This is a genomic window from Collinsella ureilytica (genome assembly GCF_019795105.1).
GTDB lineage: Bacteria > Actinomycetota > Coriobacteriia > Coriobacteriales > Coriobacteriaceae > Collinsella > Collinsella ureilytica.
Genome location: NZ_JAIMFO010000005.1, coordinates 179,238 through 197,200 on the forward strand (window position 1 = coordinate 179,238; position 17,963 = coordinate 197,200).

A 17,963-nucleotide genomic window follows, 5' to 3' on the forward strand; every position below is an offset into this window, starting at 1 on the left:
CAGGCTATAAGCCGACGTAAAAGGACATGAACCAAATCAGCTTGAGGAGCTTGTTGCTCTTCCAAGCTGGATGGAACTACGAGCGTATGCAGAGCAGTGGCTACCTTTGGGTTATGCTGCCCACCCTTCGCAAGATCTATGGTGATAACACGCCTGAGCTGAAAGAGATGGCGCGCCTGCACTGCTCCACCTTCTTTAACACCACAAACTTCTTGAACAATATTGTTCATGGTATTGATCTGGCCTTAGAGGTTGAAAACGGCATTGAGAGTAAAGACGCCGTTGCCGGTATGAAGACCGGCCTGATGGGTTCTCTCGCCTCCATTGGTGACTCGATCTTTGGTGCCTTGTTGTATCTATGCCTTGCCGCAATGCTTCACTCTAGGGAGAACTTCATGCCCGATATGCAGCCTTTACTCATTGTTGCAGCCATCCTTATGATCGTGGTCATGCTTGCCTCTGAAACCATTAAGCGCTTGCTTGATGCTGCCTTGGAGCGCCTGCTGGCTGAAGGCAAGTACGACATGGCAATACAGGTGCTTGACAAGCGCTTAGCGCGGATGCTCTTCCCTACCTTTAAGCAGTACTACCTCAGATTTTCTATTTATGAGGCATCAGGACAGGCCAGGCTTGCTCGCACGATGCTCAATCATCTGCTTGGCATGAAGGTCACTGCTCGGCGTCGAGCAACCTTGGTGGTTATTGCATTTAATTTCTTTATTAATCAAGAAGACGAACCAGCAGCACGCGCCATGCTCGAAGAGATTGAACGGGTCGGCACGGAAGAAGTTCTTGCTGATTGCAAGGACACCTACGCGATCGTTTTTGAGGGAGACTCCAGTCATATTGAGCGCATGGAAGGCCTCGTTGCTCGCGTAAAAAATACGCAGGTGCTCTGCAAACTGTATTACTTGCTTGCCCGCCAGTATAAGAACCGTGGCGACAAAAAGATGGCACGAGCCTTTGAAGCTAAGCTCAACGCACTTAAGGCAGAGGCTCGCGAGCAGGCGTAGAGAAGGCGTTTGTTTAGCTCTTCGCGGCGAGGATCAGGCGCACGTCCTCGCTTTAACGTTCTCACTGCAGTATCCTCACGGCAAGGGCTCAGGCGCGTCCTCGCTTTAACGTTCTCACTGCAGCATCCTCGCTGCTGAAGCCACAGCGTATCATCGGCAAAAAGAGCTAGAAAAAAAATGAGCTCTCCCGCGTACGCAAGAGACACAGGGCATGGGCGGGCATGGGCGGCAAAATCAAGCACGCAAGCTCGCGCACACGTTCAAAATGGCAACAGAGCATGCCAGCAACGTCAAGCATCCAGCCCTAAACAGGACTACTCCTCAGCTCAATTTTGTAGAAATCCCACCGCTTATAGCCAATAACATGCTCGATAACCGTACCATCGTCGAGCGTGGTGGTCTTTTCTTGGCGGACGCACGGCGTGTTCATATCGCAGGCCATCAAGCGCGCTATACGCTCAGGAATCGGCATCTCAATCGTATCAACCTCATATGAGGCCTCGTCATACAAGGCAATACCAAAGGCCTCACGAATGAAGCCATAAATGGACTGGTAGCGCGTTGGATCTGCATCAGGATCAATAAAGCGCTCAGGAATATGAGACTCGCTCACCAAGAAGGGCTCGCCTTCCACAGCGCGAACGCGCTCAATCGTCCAATAGGATTCGCCAGCGCGGAGCTTCATAATCTTGGCTACTTCCGGATCTGTCCCTCGCTCAAAACGAATAACCTCAACCGTCTCATCTTGAGCATGAGAAGAGAAGACCTCAATGTCTGAAAACTCCACGCGCTGACGCTTACGAGCACGCGTGATAAAGGTTCCAAGCCCTTGGCGGCGCACCACATAGCCCATATCAGCAAGGTCGCGGATGGCGCGAATCACCGTGATTGAACTCACGTTAAAGCGCTCAATCAAATCACGTTCGCTATAGAATCGATCACCCGGCTTAAAATCACCCGAGAGAATCTCGGCCTCAAGCTCGTTTCTGATGATCTGATACTTTGGAACGCCCATCGCCTATCTCCACGAAACCTCAGAGCTTAATACAGCTTCGCACCTGCTGGAATTCGGTCATCTACCATGAGCACATTCAGTCGCTCTTCACCTTCAACCTCATGAATCACGCTAATGATCATTCCGCAAGAATCGATACCCATCATGGAGCGCGGAGGCAGGTTGGTAATGGCAACCAAGGTTTTACCCACGAGCTCTTCTGGTGCATAGAAGGCGCGAATGCCAGAAAGAATGGTGCGATTGTTGCCCGATCCATCATCTAAGGTAAAGCGCAACAACTTCTTAGACTTTGGCACTGCCTCGCATTCCAGCACCTTTACCGCACGGAAGTCAGAGCGAGAGAAGGTCTCAAAGTCTACAAAGTCCTCAAAGAGCGGCTCCACGACGACCTGCTCGGCCGCTACGCGCTCAGCTTCTTGAGCAGCAAGCTCAGCAGCCTCACGTGCCTTAGCACGGCTCTCCTCTTGCCGCTCGCGTGCAGCGGCAGCGCCACTTGCGCTCGTGGCTTCGGGGCGCATGTGCGGGAAGAGCAGCACGTCACGGATAGAAGCAGAATCGGTGAGAAGCATGACAACACGGTCGATACCAATACCAATGCCGCCAGCAGGAGGCATACCGTACTCAAGCGCACGCACATAGTCTGCGTCGTACTCCATCGCCTCATCGTCTCCGCTGGCCTTCTCCTCCATTTGGCGGGCAAAGCGCTCAGCCTGATCAACCGGGTCATTGAGCTCAGAGAAGGCGTTGGCATACTCGTGTCCAGCAATGACCAGCTCAAAGCGGTGCGTCAAGCGCGGATCATCCTCACGTCGCTTCGCCAAGGGAGAGACCTCGACTGGGTAGTCAACCACAAAGGTGGGGTTGATAAGGGAATCCTCACCCAGCTCATCGTAGAGCTCGGCGATAATCCTGCCCGGTCCCCAATCTTTTGCTACCTCAATATCATGCGCCGCTGCAAGCGATGCAAGATGCTCAAGAGGCGTATCAAGGTCGACATCTTCGCCCAACACCTGAGAAACAACCTGCGTCATAGGAATTGACGGCCAGCTGCCCGAAAGATCGATCTCTTTGCCCTGAAACACAATCTGCTCAGTCGTATTCACACGGGCATTTGCTGCTTTGATGACGCCTTCGGCCAACGCCTTCATGCCCTCAAGATCGCTATAGGCGCGGTAAGCCTCCATGGTCGTAAACTCTGGGTTGTGCGTTTGATCCATGCCTTCATTTCTAAAAATTCGGCCAATCTCAAACACCCGCTCATAACCACCGACGAGCAACCGCTTGAGGTGGAGCTCGGTGGCAATACGGAGGTAGTTCTCCTGATCTAAGGCGTTGAAATGCGTAATGAAGGGCTTGGCTGTAGCGCCTCCCTGAATGGTCTGCAGGATTGGCGTCTCCACCTCCATGTAGCCGTCAGCCTCCATATAGCGGCGGAACTCAGAGATGATGGCTGAGCGCTTACGGAAGGTTTCGCGCACATCGGCATTTACGATGAGATCCACATACCGCTGGCGATACCGGGTCTCTTTGTCTGAAAGACCATGGAATTTCTCTGGCAGAGGACGAATGCTTTTTGAAAGCAGCATAAGCTGAGTTGGAGCAAGCGAGAGCTGGCCGCGCCGGGTGCGCAGAATCGTTCCCCCAACGTTGAGAATATCTCCCATATCAAGCTGGCCAATGAGCTGCCAGTCGGCCTCACTCATAGCGTTAATGCGGCAAAAGATCTGAATATCTGCCGTGGGGTCGCGAAGCACAATGAAGGCAATCTTGCCTTGGTTTCTCAGGGCAACCACACGGCCCGCAATGCGATAGCTATCTTCGGTCGCAGCACCATCTTCAAGCTCGGCATAGCGGTCAATCAAATCAGCCGCATACGCGTCCACATCCGAATACTCGGGATACGGATCAATGCCCGCCTTGGCAAGGGCGATCCTGCGCGCAAGACGCTGCTCACGCTCATTTGCCGGAGCAGCGGCTGAAGTATCGGGGGTAGTAGGTGCTGCCATAACATTCTCCTTCATATGCAAAAGCTCCCCGAGGCCTGGGTGGTCTCGAGGAGCATCCACACGCTGAATCTGTAGTTAGCGCGAGATTTTAGTAACGGTATAGGTGCGGCGCTTGCCAGCCGGAGTAATGAACTCCACCGTCTCACCCTCGGCGTGACCAATAACTGCGCGCCCCACTGGAGACTCGTTGGAGATCTTGCGCTCAAGTGAGTTGGTTTCTGTCGTGCCTACGATGGTGACCTTCGTTGCCACACCATCTTCATCTACCAGATCAACCGTAGATCCAATAGAAACAATGAGCTCTGACTGCTCACCAGCATCTTGCGCCTTAGCGAGGATGGCACGAATCTCAGCGATACGCGAGGCGTTTTTAGCCTCCTCCTCCTTTGCGGCGTCGTACTCAGCATTCTCAGAGAGGTCGCCAAAGGCACGAGCCTCTTTTAAGTGCTCGATAACCTCCTGCTGCTTCTCTCCCTCACGCCAAGCAAGCTCTTCTGCGAGCTTCTTGCGACCTTCCGCGGTCAGGACAATATCGCTAACTACCATACAGGAACTCCTTGGACGTGCACGTACGCTCGTAGAATGTGGTGAGTACTGAGGTTAGGCAACGTCAATAGGACCTTGCTCAGAATCCTCGCGGCGCTTCTTTGCGGCGGCAAGCTTGGCCTCAAGCTCGCGTATCTCTGCATCCTCATCGGCCTCATCGACCAGAGCTGGCTTCTCAGATGCCTTCGTAGGCTCATCCATGCCCTCGCGGATGTTTTTGACCGTGGAACCAAGAGACTTTCCGAGCTTGGGAAGATTTTTCGGCCCAAAGATCAGCAGGGCGACAATCAGAATGACGATCCACTCAAAACCTTTTGGGAACATACAACTTTCCTCTCATCAATCCCCGCGCTCGAGCGCGACGTTGGATACGGCGTCAATAACTGCGCCAGCGTTCGTTGAGTATACCGCGCGTATCAGACCCTCACAATAACCGCCACATTTTACACGCTCTGACCCCATGCTGTGTGAAAAAAATAAGGCGAGCTGAAACGCGTTGTCGTTTCTGCCCGCCTCTCATACACACTGGTCGGGTTGACTGGATTTGAACCAGCGACCCCCGCGTCCCGAACGCGGTGCTCTACCAAACTGAGCCACAACCCGAAGCCCGGCTATAATAGCAGAAGGCATAACAGAGCGCTAGCCATGCAAAATAACCGGTCCGGTTTTCTCCATCTTCGCCACCTTTGCCCACCAGCCATGCTCGTTTTGTGCTGCGCTCACCATGGCCTCGGCGTCCCTTTGCGTCTTACAAATTGCAAACACGGTCGATCCCGATCCACACACATCTGCTGCACGAACACCAGGTTGAGCACGCATCCAGCTGAGCACCTGAGCAATTGAGGGCAGCACCTCCGCTGCTGCCGGTGCGAGATTGTTTGCTACTGCCTGCATAATGCTCGCTTCATCGTGTGCGCGCAGCGCCTGAAGCATCTGCCCAAGATCGGCAGGCGCAGTCGGGTTTTTATCGAAAGCAGCATAGGCTTCTTGTGAGGTAACGCCAGCCTCACCGGGCGGACGGACTAAGGCTACCGGCGTTGCCGTAAGCGGGGCAAAAAGCTCTTGCAACGTATCTCCACGCTGAGCAAGCCAGGCTATAGACCCATGTAAAAAGAAGGGCACATCTGCCCCAATGCCTTGCGCTACCTGCTCAATACGAGGATCGAGCGGATCGAGATCCCAAAGATGTGCAATGCCTAAGATGACAGCGGCAGCATCGGTAGAAGGGCCTCCCAAGCCCGCACGAACGGGAATATGCTTGTCAATCAAAATCGTAAAGTTGGCTTGCCGACCAAAGGCATCTCCCATGGCTCGAGCTGCTCGATACGCAGTGTTTTGCTCCATCGGAAAATCTTGCGCAGGAGTCACGCGAACGAAGAGCTCATCTGCCGGAGCAATCTCGACCGTATCGGTAAGATCTATGGTCGTCATCACCGTATCAACACGGTGATAGCCATCTTCCTCCTTGCCGGGATGAACACCCAGATAGAGGTTGATCTTTGCCGGAGCACTGATCAGGAGGAAGGGGCGAGCCATTGCTTAGCGCTCCTCAGCCTGGCCAGCCTGGTCAAACAGCAGCTCACCGCTCTCTGGATCAAACAGCTCCACCGTGCCGGTAAGCACATCTACATACTGGTAGGACTGGCGAGACTTACGGCCTCGGCGCTCATCAACCTCTACGATGAAGACAGCCGGATGCACATTCATAATGACACCCACGCGCTCGATGACGCGGGTACGACCCATATTTGCCTTAACGCGTACGCGATCCCCTACCATGTCAGTCAGGCGGCCGCGAATCAACTCAACATGATCTACTTCAAGCTCATCCATCTATATCGCCTCCAGAAGGGCAGAATGCCCCATAGTTAAAACAGCTACTCAGTATAGCAAGCGAAACGTCCTGCCGATAGCATGAGGAACTTAGGGGGTTAAATTACATGAATGGGTAGTGGTAGAGCCTGATGTTCGCTCCAGCGACGACCAGCTGCGTAGGCCAATAGCACGTACCTGTGGAAAAAACTTGGTTGTGCAACTGTTTGCCAGTGGTGAGGTACGCGGCTCGTGGGAGAGGCTGCGGCACTATGTATACATTGCGCAATAAATTGGCTGCAACGAGGTACGCGGAGCTGCACGATAGGCCACATCGCTACGCATGCGCTCTGCTCAAGGGGCAGGCTGCATCGCTACGCATGCGCTGCGCAATTGATTGACAGCTGTGACTCGACACGTTGCTCTGCGTGGCAGGCTACATCGCTAGGCATATGTTGCGCAATAAATCGGCTGCAGCTAGACGCTCTGCTCGGCAGCGATCGCTCGTGCCAAAGCAGTTAGTGCGAAAAAACGATGACTGATGGCATTTTTTTCTTCTGGTGCAAGCTCTGCCATGGTGCGGCCTGGCGTGGCATCGGGTAAAAAGAGCGGATCATACCCAAAGCCGTGGCTTCCCACCAGCTCTGTTCCAATTGAACCCGCACAGGTACCTGAGCCCACCAGCTCACGTCCGTCTGGGAAAACCAGTACCACCGTACTTGCAAACCGAGCGCGGCGAGCCGCCTGTGGCACCTCAGCAAGCTTTTGTAAGAGCAGTGCATTATTGGCCGCATCGTCCCCATGAACACCAGCAAAGCGGGCTGAATACACACCAGGCGCTCCCTGCAAGGCATCAACCACCAAACCAGAGTCATCTGCGATAGCTGCAAGGCCAGTTGCTGCCACAGCCGCGCGAGCTTTGATACGCGCATTCTCTAAAAACGTTGTACCGATCTCTTCAGGCTCGGGAAACTCACCAAGCTGACCGAGGGCTACGAACTGGGTATCGGGGAGCACGTCAGCTAAGATTTCCTCAATCTCTATCAGCTTATGAGCATTACCCGTAGCAACTACGATGGTTGTTTCTGGATTAAGGCAACCCTTGCTGTTCGTACTACCCATGACACACCCTTCTTGTATGTATTCGAATGTATTCGACCAAGCCCATCAAACGAAATGCATGATCAGAAATCGCTTTTGCATACGTGCAGACAACCACATAAGCGCGGCCAACCACGCTGTCAGATGCTTAGTCTTCGCTTAGTCTTCGTCCTCACTCCGAAACGCTGTAACCTCATTTTGTAAATCAAGCAGGCGCCGAATACCCGCATCACCAAGATCTAAAAGGGTATTGAGTCGGTCTCTCCCAAAGGTAATGCGCTCACCAGTTCCTTGCAGCTCCACCATCTCACCGGTCTCGGTAGCCACAATATTCATGTCAACCTCGGCGCGAGAATCCTCGGTGTAGTCCAAATCAAGCAAGCATGCTCCATCAACCACACCAACCGACACGGCAGCGACTTGGCCGGTCAGCGGCAAGCGTGGAATCTTTCCCGCCTCAACCCAGAGAGCCAGTGCGTCATGCAAAGCCACCCAAGCACCCGTAACGCTTGCTGTGCGCGTGCCTCCATCTGCCTGAATAACGTCACAATCGACCGTTACCGTATACTCGCCCAAAGCCTTGAGGTTTACCACCGCACGCAGGCTTCTGCCAACGAGGCGCTCAATTTCCATTGAGCGACCCTTTCTTGTTCCCTGCTCACGCTTTGAACGGCGATTCGTAGAAGCGGGAAGCATGGCATATTCAGAGGTTACCCAGCCAGCTCGACTCGACCGCCTCCAAACGGGCACGCCTTCTTCAATGGTGGCCGCGCAAAGCACCTTGGTGTCGCCAAACTCCACCAAACACGACCCCAACGCATGCTTAAGAACCTCGCGCGTCAGCTTAACTGGCCGCAGCGCATCAGCGGCGCGTCCGTTTTCGCGATTCACTTCGATCAGCTCCATAATGCTCCTATGCTCCATGGCCAACGCTTAAGGCGTCGAGCTCAGATATGTCTACGTGTTCCACGCTTTTCAGTGGACGACCAAAGATAAAACTTCCTGCGGCCGCAAAAACCGCAATGTCGTCGGCAGTCGTTGCAAATCGGTGCTCTGGCACGGTCGTGGCAGCTGCGAGCTGTTCTCTGCGCATTAAAATATCTGCCAGCTCACGTGTGGTTTCTTCCGCAGAACTCACCACGCGCACCTGATCGCCTAAAGCTTTCGAAATAGGACCTGATAGCAGGGGAAAATGCGTACAGCCCAAAACCACCGCATCAATATCGCGACCACAAAGCGGAGCGATGGTGCGGCGAACCTCAGCACACACCTCTGGCGTATCAAAGATGTCGGCACCCTCGAGCCAACGGTCGCGCACATGAGCGCCGGTAGCCAGCTCACTCTCAACGATATCCACAAAGCTTGAAGCCGCACATCCGTATACATCCACACCAGCATCCAAGCGCTCAATGGCCTGTGTATAGGCGCCACTTCTAACCGTAAGCTCAGTGGCTAACACGCCCACGCGGCGCGAACGTGTGCTATTAATGGCTGCCCGAGCACCTGGCTCAATCACGCCAATGACCGGAACCGAGAGCAGTTGCTGCAAGGTACTCAAAGCAGCTGCAGTAGCGGTATTGCAGGCAACAACTATGATCTTCACCTGATGCTTTGCGAGCCATCGAGCAGCTTCAAGGGCAAATCGTCTGACCTCGCGCTCTGAGCGCGTTCCATACGGGCAGCGCTTCGTATCTCCAAAGTAGCAGATCGACTCCCCCGGCAAGCTGTTCGCAATCGCCCGCGCAACCGTAAGCCCCCCAAGGCCAGAGTCAAAAACGCCAACCGGGCGCTCATCGCTCGCGTGGCTTTTATTCATGAGCGACCTCCTTGCAGGAAGAAAAGGACATCGTGGTGGGCGAATTGTTTGTGCAGAGCACCTGATAGAGCACCTGATGCATGAGTTTTGCACGCGTCCTTTGTAGGACATGTACGCTGCTTTGCCATAGAGTCCTCTCGCTTTTATGCGAGGCGAGCGCATCTGCCCGGCCACAACTGAGCCGAGACGTGGCGAGCACCCGGATCATCCCTGCGCCTCAAGAACCGTCTTCATAGCACGTACCCAACCATCTACAATGCGGCCGCGCGTAATATATGCGTTATCGGTTGCGGCTAAGAAGTCCTCAGCGCCCTCATGTTTAAGACCATTTTCTACCAGCAAAAACGTGCCAACCGACTCTGCCATAGTGTAATCAGACTCCGCATCACCAACGCCAATCGTGGTGGCAGGATCAATACCGCGCAACTCACAAAAGCGTGCAATGCCCCGACCTTTGGTGAGACCAGCTGGCAAGATATTGAAGGCACGCGCCGCCTTTCCCTCAGGAATTGCAAGCGTGGTTGGGGCGGAGATGTAATTCAAAAATCCGTTATCTCCCCACTCAAGCGGAATACCCGCATGGTCGAGGATTGCGCGCACGTCCTCGTCGTTGGGAGCACCGCGCATGCCAACCGTCACCTCTCGGTGTTTGTAGCCTTCTGCCATGTCGTTGTGATACTCAACAATGCCAGGCCAGCTTGCAATGATCTGCTCGCAGACTCCCGTACCCTCGATAATCTCATGCGGCGTCATACCACAGGCCTGGTCATACGCCATATCGGCTGTGTAGTATTGCCAGTTGTCAGACTTGTGATCGAGCATGAGCAGTCCGCCCATCTCACCAATATATGCATTGAGTCCCAAAATGCGGACATCTTCGTGCAGCATTGAGCGGTTTCTGCCTGAGCACGGAATAACCTCAATACCAGCTCGTTTGAGCTCAACCAAAACCTCAACCAGCGCAAGACTCGGTGTGCCATCTGAGGCAGCCAAAGCACAGGAGCCCGGAGCGAGCATGGTTCCATCCATATCGGTAAAGATATAACGCACATCTGCAAGGCGACGGCGAAGGTCACCTTGAGCGTGGGTGGGCAGCATACAATTGGGCATACATCCTCCTCATTGGGTGCAATCATCCATGATAACCGGATTTATTGCGCTGGTCTGGGAATCCATCGGAGTGCGATATGGGGTCGGATGCATCCGCTCGCCTTGTGCCGAGGTGGGCACAGCCGAGCACCTTGCGCCGTTGCTCTCTGCCGTGGATCTATGCCGAGGTGGGTATGCCCTCGCACTTACGGGATGACCGGGCATTCATACCTCCAAGGTAACCATGCCCTCATACCCACGACATATGAGGCCCGACACAACCGTTCCTGCACGACAGTTGGAGATGCGTGGCAGGTGCGTCACTCACGCAACGACTCCACTAGAAAAAGATATGGCTAGCGCTCTGCCGAGAATCAGGTATACTCTCTCTCGTTCATGGGCGATTGGCGCAACGGCTAGCGCAGGTGCTTTACACGCACAAGGCTGGGGGTTCGAATCCCTCATCGCCCACCATATGCACGGTATCCGAACCCCCAAGCACAGCCTCGCTTGGGGGTTCGTCACGCTCAGTGGCAACGTCTCCTCTCAAAACTCATCACATTGATCTCGCAAAACTTTAAAGATAGGGGAAGCAGCGAGAAAAAACGTGCTCTTTTGACCCCAATGTACCTATCTCTACCTGCTAAAACATTGCTTTCAAAGTTGTGCTCAACCAACTTTGAGGCTGGACAATACGCGCCCCATCTTTCCCTTGATTGAGGCTACGGCTGAGGTTGCGATCTGCTTTCTGCGGGCAATACGTGCGTTGCTTTCCCCTGATTGAGAGCTGGCGCGCTTGGTGTGCGTGCATTTTGGTGTCGTTAGGAGCATTTTTGCCCGCACTTCGCGTCAAATCTGTGTCTGAAGGACAATAAATGTACTAAATTTAACCCCCCTATGCTCATTTTGACCGCCCACAAAAGACTCCTCAACGCCCGATACACGGCCTAGGTCTATGCCGGTATCTGCGTGCGTATGGCTCTCAAAAGACTCCTCAACGCCCAATATGCATCCAACCCGTGAAACAATGCCTGAGGCACAAGAGGTATGCTGGTGCTGCTATGCACCCAACCCGTGAGGCAGCATTTATGGAAACAACCGATCGCACTCCGCTTACCCTCGCAGATTACGCAAGGCTTCTCGATCAAGAAGGCATCCTTATCTCGGCACCTGATCATCTGATGCACGAGCCATCATCTGCCCGTGAAGTGTGTAGCCATGCCAGGGTCACACCGAGCCATGGTAAGGTCACACCGGTCTCCGCCATATCAGGCACCAATGCCATACACACGACGCACGAAGCGCACGATGAGCAAGCGCCGCAAGCAACAAAAGCAGAGGCCACACTACCAGGCGTGCAAAGCGCATCGGTAGAAATGCAAGCGAAGCAGGTGAAGCAATCAACCTCAGCAACGCTTCTGGCATCGACCGAAACATCAGAGCACGTGCCGCAGGCATTTTCTGCGACGCCCACCAATATTGCTAGCCGCTACCCCACCGACTGGAAAACAATCCCGGTCAAACACGCCTCCGACGACTCACGGTCAGTGGAGGCACACACGCTCTTTGTATGCAAAGGCGCTGCGTTTAAGCGCGACTATCTGCTCTCTGCCATAGCTTCCGGTGCAGTTGGCTACGTATCTGCCCACGATTACGATGTGGACATTCCGCTTCTTCTGGTAAGCGATATTCGCCGCGCCTTGGCTGTTGTGGCAGATGCCGCCTATGGGCATCCGTCTGCTGCACTCAAAATTTGTGCACTCACCGGAACAAAAGGTAAAACGACCTGCGCATACTACCTCAATCATCTGCTCTGCGAGCGCGCTCGTGCTTTGAACAAGCCACAGCCTGGCTTGTTTTCTACCGTTGAGTATTTTGATGGAATCGAATCAGGAGGCTCGCAGCTCACAACCCCTGAGCCCTTCCAGCTTCACGAGCGATTCTCTCACGCCCGCGATGCTGGCCTTGAGCAGATCATCATGGAGGCCTCGAGTCAGGCGCTCAAATATGATCGAACGTATGGAATTACCTTTGCCGTTGGCGCGTTTTTGAATATTGGACGAGACCATATCTCCCCTATTGAGCATCCTAATTTTGAAGATTATCTTACGAGCAAGCTGCGTATCTTTAACCAGTCAGAGACCGCAGTGGTAAACCTCGACATGGATTTTGCAGATCGTGTACTGGCAGCTGCTCAGACGTGCGAGCACCTCATAACGTACTCCCTCACCAATCCCAAAGCGGATATCTACGTCGAGCATCTCTCTCATACCAGCGCTGGCATGACAGGCCTCGTTCACACCCCGGGCTTTACACGCGAGATGCATTTTGCCACTCCGGTTGCCTTTAATGTTTCAAATGCGCTGGCTACCATCGCCTGTGCATTGGCGCTGGGTACAGAAGAGCAATTCATTGTCCACGCCTTTGAAGACATGCAGGTTCCGGGACGCATGAAGCTCATTCCCAGCCCCGATGGCAGCATCTTGGGGGTCGTAGACTATGCCCATAACGGCATGAGCTTATCTGCGCTCTTAAAGGGGCTGAAGGAGAGCTATCCCGACCGCGAGATCATTGCCGTTTTTGGAGCGACGGGCGGCAAAGGGGCAGACCGACGGCGCACTATGGGAGAAGCGGCCGGGCAACTTGCAGACAACGTGATTGTGACCGAAGATGATCCCGGCCCGGAAGATTCGCGCGAGATTTGCAACACCATTGCTGAATGTGTAGCAGCTGAGGGACGAATCCAAGCAGAGATCATTCTTGATCGCGAGCAGGCAATCCGAGCCGCTGTAGACCAGGCAAAGCGCCCCGCAGTCGTGGTCATTGCAGGCAAGGGCGATGACGCTTATATGCTGAGAAACGGCGTGCGAGAGCCGTATACCCCCGATTCGGTCACACTGAAAGCCGCACTTGATGAAGCCTGTGCCGCTGCAAAATAGGAGGCTCAAAGCACGCTTTTTGAGCTTGCAGCCGGTCATGAGGCTTCCTTGAGATTACATACCGAACTTGGCAGGAGAGGCTGAGAAGAGCGCATGCCAAGCTCGAGCTACAAGCGGCACATGAGTTTCAAGCGGGTACACAAACGCAAATGAGTTTCAAGCGGGTGCACAAGCGCAAATGAGCCTCAGGCGGATGCACGAGAGCAAATGAGATTCAGTCGAAAGCGCATGCAATAGCCTGGAAGCATCGCGGCTACTCACAAGACAGCTGCACGTACGCACTTACGACAAGCGGATCTGCGCCCAAAGCGTCGTTGATGCCTCTCCAAGGCCAAGATCGACCGTAAGCTCAATCTCGGGCGTTTCAAAGCGGCGCGCGAGATCCTCCTCATCCACTGCAACTCCCATGCCATCGCGGCAAATTTCCACACCGAGTAAATCGATCCCGATGCGATCGGCTACAAGATCTAAGCCCGACGCGCCTAAGGCAGAAATGGTTCCTGCAAGCGGGGAGCAACGCTTAGACAATGCGGCTCGAACAGCAGTTGAGCTCACCACAGCTCGTCCTGCCAACTCGGCATCTTCGAGCGAAGCAGCTCCCACAATCCGTATACGCGCTATATGAGAGTCCGTCTCCTCAGTGAGAGTAAGTCGGACAAGCGTTCCACATACCTGCTGTACAACATAGGCAAGCTCTTCAAACTCCTCCGTCCCAACCTCAATCAGAGGGCCTTCGGGAGCAGCAGCGCCACTTGCCATCATCACAATCATGCCGTTTGTGGAAGGAGCACTGACGAGGGCAATATGGTGAAAGAGCGGGCTTGCGCAAGTTGCAGCAAGGGTATTGAGCGCCTGATGAGACACTGGTGCATCCAAGGTGATGCAGGTGATAAGTGAGGTATCGTCCGCGATACCCGTACCCGGCCGTGCACACATACCACCGACCGTAAAGGTGTATTCAGCCCAGGCGAGCACGCCACTCGGATACGAAATAGCACACTCAAGTGGGCGAAGGCCACGGGAAAGCACGCGAGCTGCGGCGCTGCCTCCATCTGAGCTTGCCGCATCAATTACATCAGGCAGACGCGTTTCTATTGGGTCAAGCGCGAGCGGCACTCCTAGAGAACCGGTAGATGCAACAAGCACCTGCTCGGTCTCGCAGCCCAAAATCTGGGCAGTAATCTCACAGGTATCATGCGCAACCTGCACGCCCGCCTCACCAGTTGCTGCATTTGCAGAGCCCGCATTCATCACAAGGGCACGCACGCGCCCCGAACCTTGGGGAAGGTGCACTTTGTTGATCTGGATTGGCGCTGCGGGAAGCGTACTTTTCGTGAAAAGAGCCACGGTCTCTACCGGCTCAGCAGCTAAAAGAATGGCAAGGTCAGGCTGGCTTGTGTCGTGAGCGGCAGCACCATGTGCAGCTAAGCCACCGGGATGCGCCTGTGAGGCTATGCCCACATGAATACCCGCTGCAGTAAAGCCCTTTGGCGAGGCAGCTCCCCCACCTTCAAGTGGGCGCAACGAGTTGTCAAAGCGATCAATATTCATATCGGCTCCTTGGCTTATCACGCATCTCGCATCACGTTGATGAGTACTTGTAAGTGTAGCCTGTGCTTGCCGCGTACGATACATCTCGACGCCAAACGCCATATGTTTTGATAAGTTTTAGAATTGCAGTGTCGGTGTCGAAGCTGAGCGAGAAGCGGTATGCACGAGCTGGGGGCGTGGTCGCAAGCTCTGCAACAGGTCGCGCGATGAAAAGCAGTGCGAACCACTGCAACAGCACGCAACCGCTGCAACAGTTCGCGCGATGATGAAGGAGTCGCAAGCTCTGCAGCAGTGCGAGCCACTATTGCCAGCGCGCGACGAAAAGCAGTCGCATGTTGATGCAGCGCGCAGGCTTATGCGCCAGCGCGCAAACTGATGCATCGCACAAGTTCAGGAGGCAGACGTGAAGCGCGGGGATCGTATACTTATCATCCTCATAGCAGGAGTGCTGGCAGTCGCTCTCCTTTGGATTGCCGCTGAAAAGAGCTCTCGCTCTCCAAGCGCTTCAAGCAACCCAAGTACCCCCATAGTCGTCACTCAAACAAAAGCCGGCTTTTACCAGGTCAACTCACTTGATGAAGACATCGAGTTCACGGTAGAAGCCCCCGGAACTGGCTCTGGTAGAGATGCCCTCCATAGCGAGAACACCATCTCAATCCACCATGGCGAGGTGCGCGTCACCGAAGCAAATTGTGCTAACCAGGTATGTGTTGAGCACACAGCCATACATGAGCCGGGCGAGCAGATTGTCTGTCTTCCGCATGGGCTCGTTGTTCAAATTGCCAACAACGAAGCTGACATCGCCAAGCTTTCCTCAACACAAAATAATAAACCTGAATAATAAAGTGCTCGCACTGTAAGAAGCCAAACGGTATAGTGGGCAGACTACGAACGAGCTGAAAGGAGGCGTTATGCCCTGTGATCCTTTGAGAGAGGATTGCCTTCGCCTCTTGGTGAATCACATTGCACGTGATCATACCGATGCATATTCATTTAATGAGCACGTTGATTACGTCATCAACACCTATGCTGAAAATCCCGATCGGCTCATCGTAACTGACCAAGAACGAGCAGCTCACTTGGTTGCCCTTGCTGCCGATAAGCTCGACTATCACGTAGCATTTTCAACCGCAGACAATGAAGACGAGCTCAAACGGCAAGAAGAAAGCGTTATCCATGATTTAAAAGAGGCAATTGAGCTTGATAGCACCAACTGGGACGCACGCCGCATGCTGGCAGAGCTCGAGCTCGATAGTTCTGAAGAGTTTTTAACCTTCCTCCAAGACAACCTTAACGAGGTAAGCCGTTCTTGCTTTGCAACTGCGGTCAAAGCGAAGGCTCATGCCTTCGATGAATTTGCGCGCGATCTGCCGCTCTACCCCTATTACCGATGGCTTTATACCATTGCAGCACGGTCTTTTGATTGCGGCCATTACCACAGCTCCCTGATGATTGCTCAATCGCTTTTGCATACAAACCCCGACGATTACACCGATGTTCGCTTTACCGCTGCACTTGCCATGGCAAAGCTTGAGGTTGATCGCCAAGAGCTTGCACAGTTTCGCAAGAACCATCACCAGGCGTATAGCGTTTTACTTCCCGATGGCAACTCACAGCCCAGACCAGACGACCCCTGGATGCTCATTGCCGAGCTTGCCCTTGCTTGGAAGTCATTTGATATGAAATCGGCAGAGAAAACGCTTGCACGCCTCCTCACATTGACACCTCACGCAGCTGCAACACTGAATCTCCAAGCCGTGGTTCCCGATGGCGTGTATGCACGACTTTGCGTACCCATCAATTCAGACGACGAGCTTGCCCTTGCGGTCAGTGAGGCAGATCCGCTGCTACAGGAGGGCATTGGCACACCCATCGCTGCGCCTTTTGCATCATGGCTTGGAGAGCACGACCTGGTTTTACAGGCCTTAGAAGCAGATCCGGATTGGCATCCTCAGACTTTGGACTTTGATCCATTCGGGAGTGGTATCTAATGGAACCGTCTGTGTATATCCCGCGCTATCTTGAGCGCGAGTATCTACGCTCGCATCCCAATCTCACACCGGCAGCACGCCAACTGGTGCACGAAGAAATTGCCACTCGTCCAAAATCGTTTATAACGGACGATCATGGGCTGGCTCTGCTGTCATACGCACAGGTGCGCAATGCGCTCATTCATCGCTTGGAGACTGCAGAAGATCTACTGGAAGATGAGTTTGAACAAGAGCGTATGGCTGCTTTTCGCGATGCTCGTATTGCTTCAGCGCAGATCTATGACACCGATCCTCGCTGTATAGACGCCCGCTTGCTTGAAATTATGATCGCTGAGGCTCCAGTTGAAAACTGCGTCAATGATGCCCTCATCCTTGAGCGAAATGCCAAGCGCCTGATCAAGCATGTAGTGCCTGGTTTTGACGAGGATGCCCCTCATTTTTGGAATGAAGACTTCTTAGCAACATCCGGAGAGGATGCCGCTACATGTACGGCGGCAACTCCTGAGCTCATTGGCTGGCTTCACACACTTGAGGCGCTCGCATTTCTCTGCATCGCCACCGCTCGCTATAGCGCAGCAGCTGGTTTTGCACGCACAGCTATGCGCGCCCAAGGCTACGATGGCTATCCTCAGGGCAGCCTGCTGCTTGCGCTTGCACGACTTGAGCAAGAGGATGAGTTTTTTAAGTACGCCGATGAGTCTCCTTGGTATTTACTTTCACGTGCGCTCCTTCTCTATAAGATCGATCGTGAACGCGCAGCTAAACGAGCTATTCAAGAATTTGCGCGCACCTGTGAGGGCGGGGCATATTTCTTGCTCAATCCCACCTATCTCAATCCCTATGTGCCCACCCGGCCTCTGGAGACCGTTGCCTGGAAACGCACACATCAGGCAGTTTGGGAAGCAGATACGATCTTGTCTGATGTGCCCGAATTTAGCGCATGGGCAGAAGAGGTTGAGGGTGTGCTTGCTGCCGCAGAAGACTTTGCCCGAAAGCAAGGTTTATAGCGCTGAGAGGCTGCCTACAACTTCTCTGAGCTATTACGGTTGGGAATGTTGGTTGCCTAGCAATCGAGGCCGCTCAA

General features: G+C 53.9%; 16 protein-coding genes and 2 tRNA genes. 6 read left to right on the forward strand and 12 right to left on the reverse strand.

Annotated features, from left to right (window positions below):
• Positions 1-26 precede the first annotated feature (26 nt).
• Entirely contained in the window at positions 27-1,013 is a 987-nt protein-coding gene (locus K6V98_RS03525) for a PTS system mannose/fructose/sorbose family transporter subunit IID (RefSeq protein WP_306792730.1), read from the forward strand.
• Between the two features lie 304 nt (positions 1,014-1,317).
• Here K6V98_RS03525 and K6V98_RS03530 read toward each other — a convergent pair whose 3' ends face one another.
• The 11 genes from K6V98_RS03530 to K6V98_RS03580 form a co-directional block, all read right to left on the reverse strand.
• Positions 1,318-2,028, reverse strand: a complete 711-nt coding sequence (locus K6V98_RS03530) for a GntR family transcriptional regulator (protein ID WP_222199146.1) — start codon at positions 2,026-2,028, stop codon at positions 1,318-1,320.
• A 26-nt stretch (positions 2,029-2,054) separates the two neighbouring features.
• Positions 2,055-4,034 carry a lysine--tRNA ligase gene (gene lysS, locus K6V98_RS03535; protein WP_306792731.1) on the reverse strand — a complete coding sequence of 660 codons (1,980 nt, stop codon included), beginning with the start codon at positions 4,032-4,034 and terminating at the stop codon, positions 2,055-2,057.
• A 75-nt stretch (positions 4,035-4,109) separates the two neighbouring features.
• Positions 4,110-4,580 carry a GreA/GreB family elongation factor gene (locus K6V98_RS03540; RefSeq protein WP_222199148.1) on the reverse strand — a complete coding sequence of 157 codons (471 nt, stop codon included), beginning with the start codon at positions 4,578-4,580 and terminating at the stop codon, positions 4,110-4,112.
• Positions 4,581-4,634: 54 nt separating this feature from the next.
• On the reverse strand, positions 4,635-4,904 hold the full coding sequence (locus K6V98_RS03545) for a Sec-independent protein translocase subunit TatA/TatB (protein WP_222199149.1): 270 nt from the start codon (positions 4,902-4,904) through the stop codon (positions 4,635-4,637).
• 202 nt (positions 4,905-5,106) lie between these two features.
• Positions 5,107-5,183 (reverse strand) — tRNA-Pro (locus K6V98_RS03550).
• Positions 5,184-5,219: 36 nt separating this feature from the next.
• Positions 5,220-6,116, reverse strand: coding sequence for a 4-(cytidine 5'-diphospho)-2-C-methyl-D-erythritol kinase (ispE, locus tag K6V98_RS03555; protein ID WP_222199150.1), 897 nt, complete (start codon positions 6,114-6,116; stop codon positions 5,220-5,222).
• Positions 6,117-6,119: 3 nt separating this feature from the next.
• On the reverse strand, positions 6,120-6,413 hold the full coding sequence (locus K6V98_RS03560; RefSeq protein WP_222199151.1) for a Veg family protein: 294 nt from the start codon (positions 6,411-6,413) through the stop codon (positions 6,120-6,122).
• Between the two features lie 456 nt (positions 6,414-6,869).
• Positions 6,870-7,514, reverse strand: coding sequence for an RdgB/HAM1 family non-canonical purine NTP pyrophosphatase (gene rdgB / locus K6V98_RS03565; protein WP_222199152.1), 645 nt, complete (start codon positions 7,512-7,514; stop codon positions 6,870-6,872).
• A gap of 138 nt (positions 7,515-7,652) precedes the next feature.
• A complete protein-coding gene (rph, locus tag K6V98_RS03570; RefSeq protein ID WP_222199153.1) occupies positions 7,653-8,399 on the reverse strand; it encodes a ribonuclease PH in 747 nt (248 codons plus the stop codon).
• A gap of 7 nt (positions 8,400-8,406) precedes the next feature.
• Positions 8,407-9,309 carry a glutamate racemase gene (gene murI, locus K6V98_RS03575; protein WP_222199154.1) on the reverse strand — a complete coding sequence of 301 codons (903 nt, stop codon included), beginning with the start codon at positions 9,307-9,309 and terminating at the stop codon, positions 8,407-8,409.
• A gap of 204 nt (positions 9,310-9,513) precedes the next feature.
• On the reverse strand, positions 9,514-10,419 hold the full coding sequence (locus tag K6V98_RS03580; protein ID WP_222199155.1) for an HAD family hydrolase: 906 nt from the start codon (positions 10,417-10,419) through the stop codon (positions 9,514-9,516).
• Between the two features lie 377 nt (positions 10,420-10,796).
• On the opposite strand from K6V98_RS03580, the gene K6V98_RS03585 reads away from it, so the two are divergent.
• Together K6V98_RS03585 and K6V98_RS03590 are read left to right on the forward strand one after the other, a co-directional pair.
• Positions 10,797-10,872: transfer RNA gene (locus tag K6V98_RS03585), tRNA-Val, on the forward strand.
• Positions 10,873-11,486: 614 nt separating this feature from the next.
• Entirely contained in the window at positions 11,487-13,337 is a 1,851-nt protein-coding gene (locus tag K6V98_RS03590) for a Mur ligase family protein (protein ID WP_222199156.1), read from the forward strand.
• A 282-nt stretch (positions 13,338-13,619) separates the two neighbouring features.
• On the opposite strand, the gene K6V98_RS03595 is transcribed toward K6V98_RS03590, so the two are convergent.
• Positions 13,620-14,888, reverse strand: coding sequence for a bifunctional ornithine acetyltransferase/N-acetylglutamate synthase (locus tag K6V98_RS03595; RefSeq protein ID WP_222199157.1), 1,269 nt, complete (start codon positions 14,886-14,888; stop codon positions 13,620-13,622).
• Positions 14,889-15,291: 403 nt separating this feature from the next.
• Between K6V98_RS03595 and K6V98_RS03600 the strand changes: the two genes are divergently transcribed.
• The 3 genes from K6V98_RS03600 (at position 15,292) to K6V98_RS03610 (ending at position 17,886) form a co-directional block, all read left to right on the forward strand.
• Positions 15,292-15,729 carry a NusG domain II-containing protein gene (locus K6V98_RS03600; RefSeq protein ID WP_222199158.1) on the forward strand — a complete coding sequence of 146 codons (438 nt, stop codon included), beginning with the start codon at positions 15,292-15,294 and terminating at the stop codon, positions 15,727-15,729.
• 70 nt (positions 15,730-15,799) lie between these two features.
• On the forward strand, positions 15,800-16,879 hold the full coding sequence (locus K6V98_RS03605; RefSeq protein ID WP_222199159.1) for a hypothetical protein: 1,080 nt from the start codon (positions 15,800-15,802) through the stop codon (positions 16,877-16,879).
• Positions 16,879-17,886, forward strand: coding sequence for a hypothetical protein (locus K6V98_RS03610; protein ID WP_222199160.1), 1,008 nt, complete (start codon positions 16,879-16,881; stop codon positions 17,884-17,886). The genes K6V98_RS03605 and K6V98_RS03610 overlap by 1 nt, the downstream gene beginning before the upstream one ends.
• Positions 17,887-17,963 lie beyond the last annotated feature (77 nt).

Coding starts and splice junctions, on each gene's coding strand:
- rph (WP_222199153.1), bottom strand. CDS start 8,399: ATGGAGCTGATCGAAGTGAATCGCGAAAACGGACGCGCCGCTGATGCG.
- lysS (WP_306792731.1), bottom strand. CDS start 4,034: ATGGCAGCACCTACTACCCCCGATACTTCAGCCGCTGCTCCGGCAAAT.
- K6V98_RS03605 (WP_222199159.1), top strand. CDS start 15,800: ATGCCCTGTGATCCTTTGAGAGAGGATTGCCTTCGCCTCTTGGTGAAT.
- rdgB (WP_222199152.1), bottom strand. CDS start 7,514: ATGGGTAGTACGAACAGCAAGGGTTGCCTTAATCCAGAAACAACCATC.
- K6V98_RS03580 (WP_222199155.1), bottom strand. CDS start 10,419: ATGCCCAATTGTATGCTGCCCACCCACGCTCAAGGTGACCTTCGCCGT.
- K6V98_RS03525 (WP_306792730.1), top strand. CDS start 27: ATGAACCAAATCAGCTTGAGGAGCTTGTTGCTCTTCCAAGCTGGATGG.
- K6V98_RS03590 (WP_222199156.1), top strand. CDS start 11,487: ATGGAAACAACCGATCGCACTCCGCTTACCCTCGCAGATTACGCAAGG.
- K6V98_RS03610 (WP_222199160.1), top strand. CDS start 16,879: ATGGAACCGTCTGTGTATATCCCGCGCTATCTTGAGCGCGAGTATCTA.
- K6V98_RS03530 (WP_222199146.1), bottom strand. CDS start 2,028: ATGGGCGTTCCAAAGTATCAGATCATCAGAAACGAGCTTGAGGCCGAG.
- K6V98_RS03545 (WP_222199149.1), bottom strand. CDS start 4,904: ATGTTCCCAAAAGGTTTTGAGTGGATCGTCATTCTGATTGTCGCCCTG.
- K6V98_RS03595 (WP_222199157.1), bottom strand. CDS start 14,888: ATGAATATTGATCGCTTTGACAACTCGTTGCGCCCACTTGAAGGTGGG.
- ispE (WP_222199150.1), bottom strand. CDS start 6,116: ATGGCTCGCCCCTTCCTCCTGATCAGTGCTCCGGCAAAGATCAACCTC.
- murI (WP_222199154.1), bottom strand. CDS start 9,309: ATGAATAAAAGCCACGCGAGCGATGAGCGCCCGGTTGGCGTTTTTGAC.
- K6V98_RS03560 (WP_222199151.1), bottom strand. CDS start 6,413: ATGGATGAGCTTGAAGTAGATCATGTTGAGTTGATTCGCGGCCGCCTG.
- K6V98_RS03540 (WP_222199148.1), bottom strand. CDS start 4,580: ATGGTAGTTAGCGATATTGTCCTGACCGCGGAAGGTCGCAAGAAGCTC.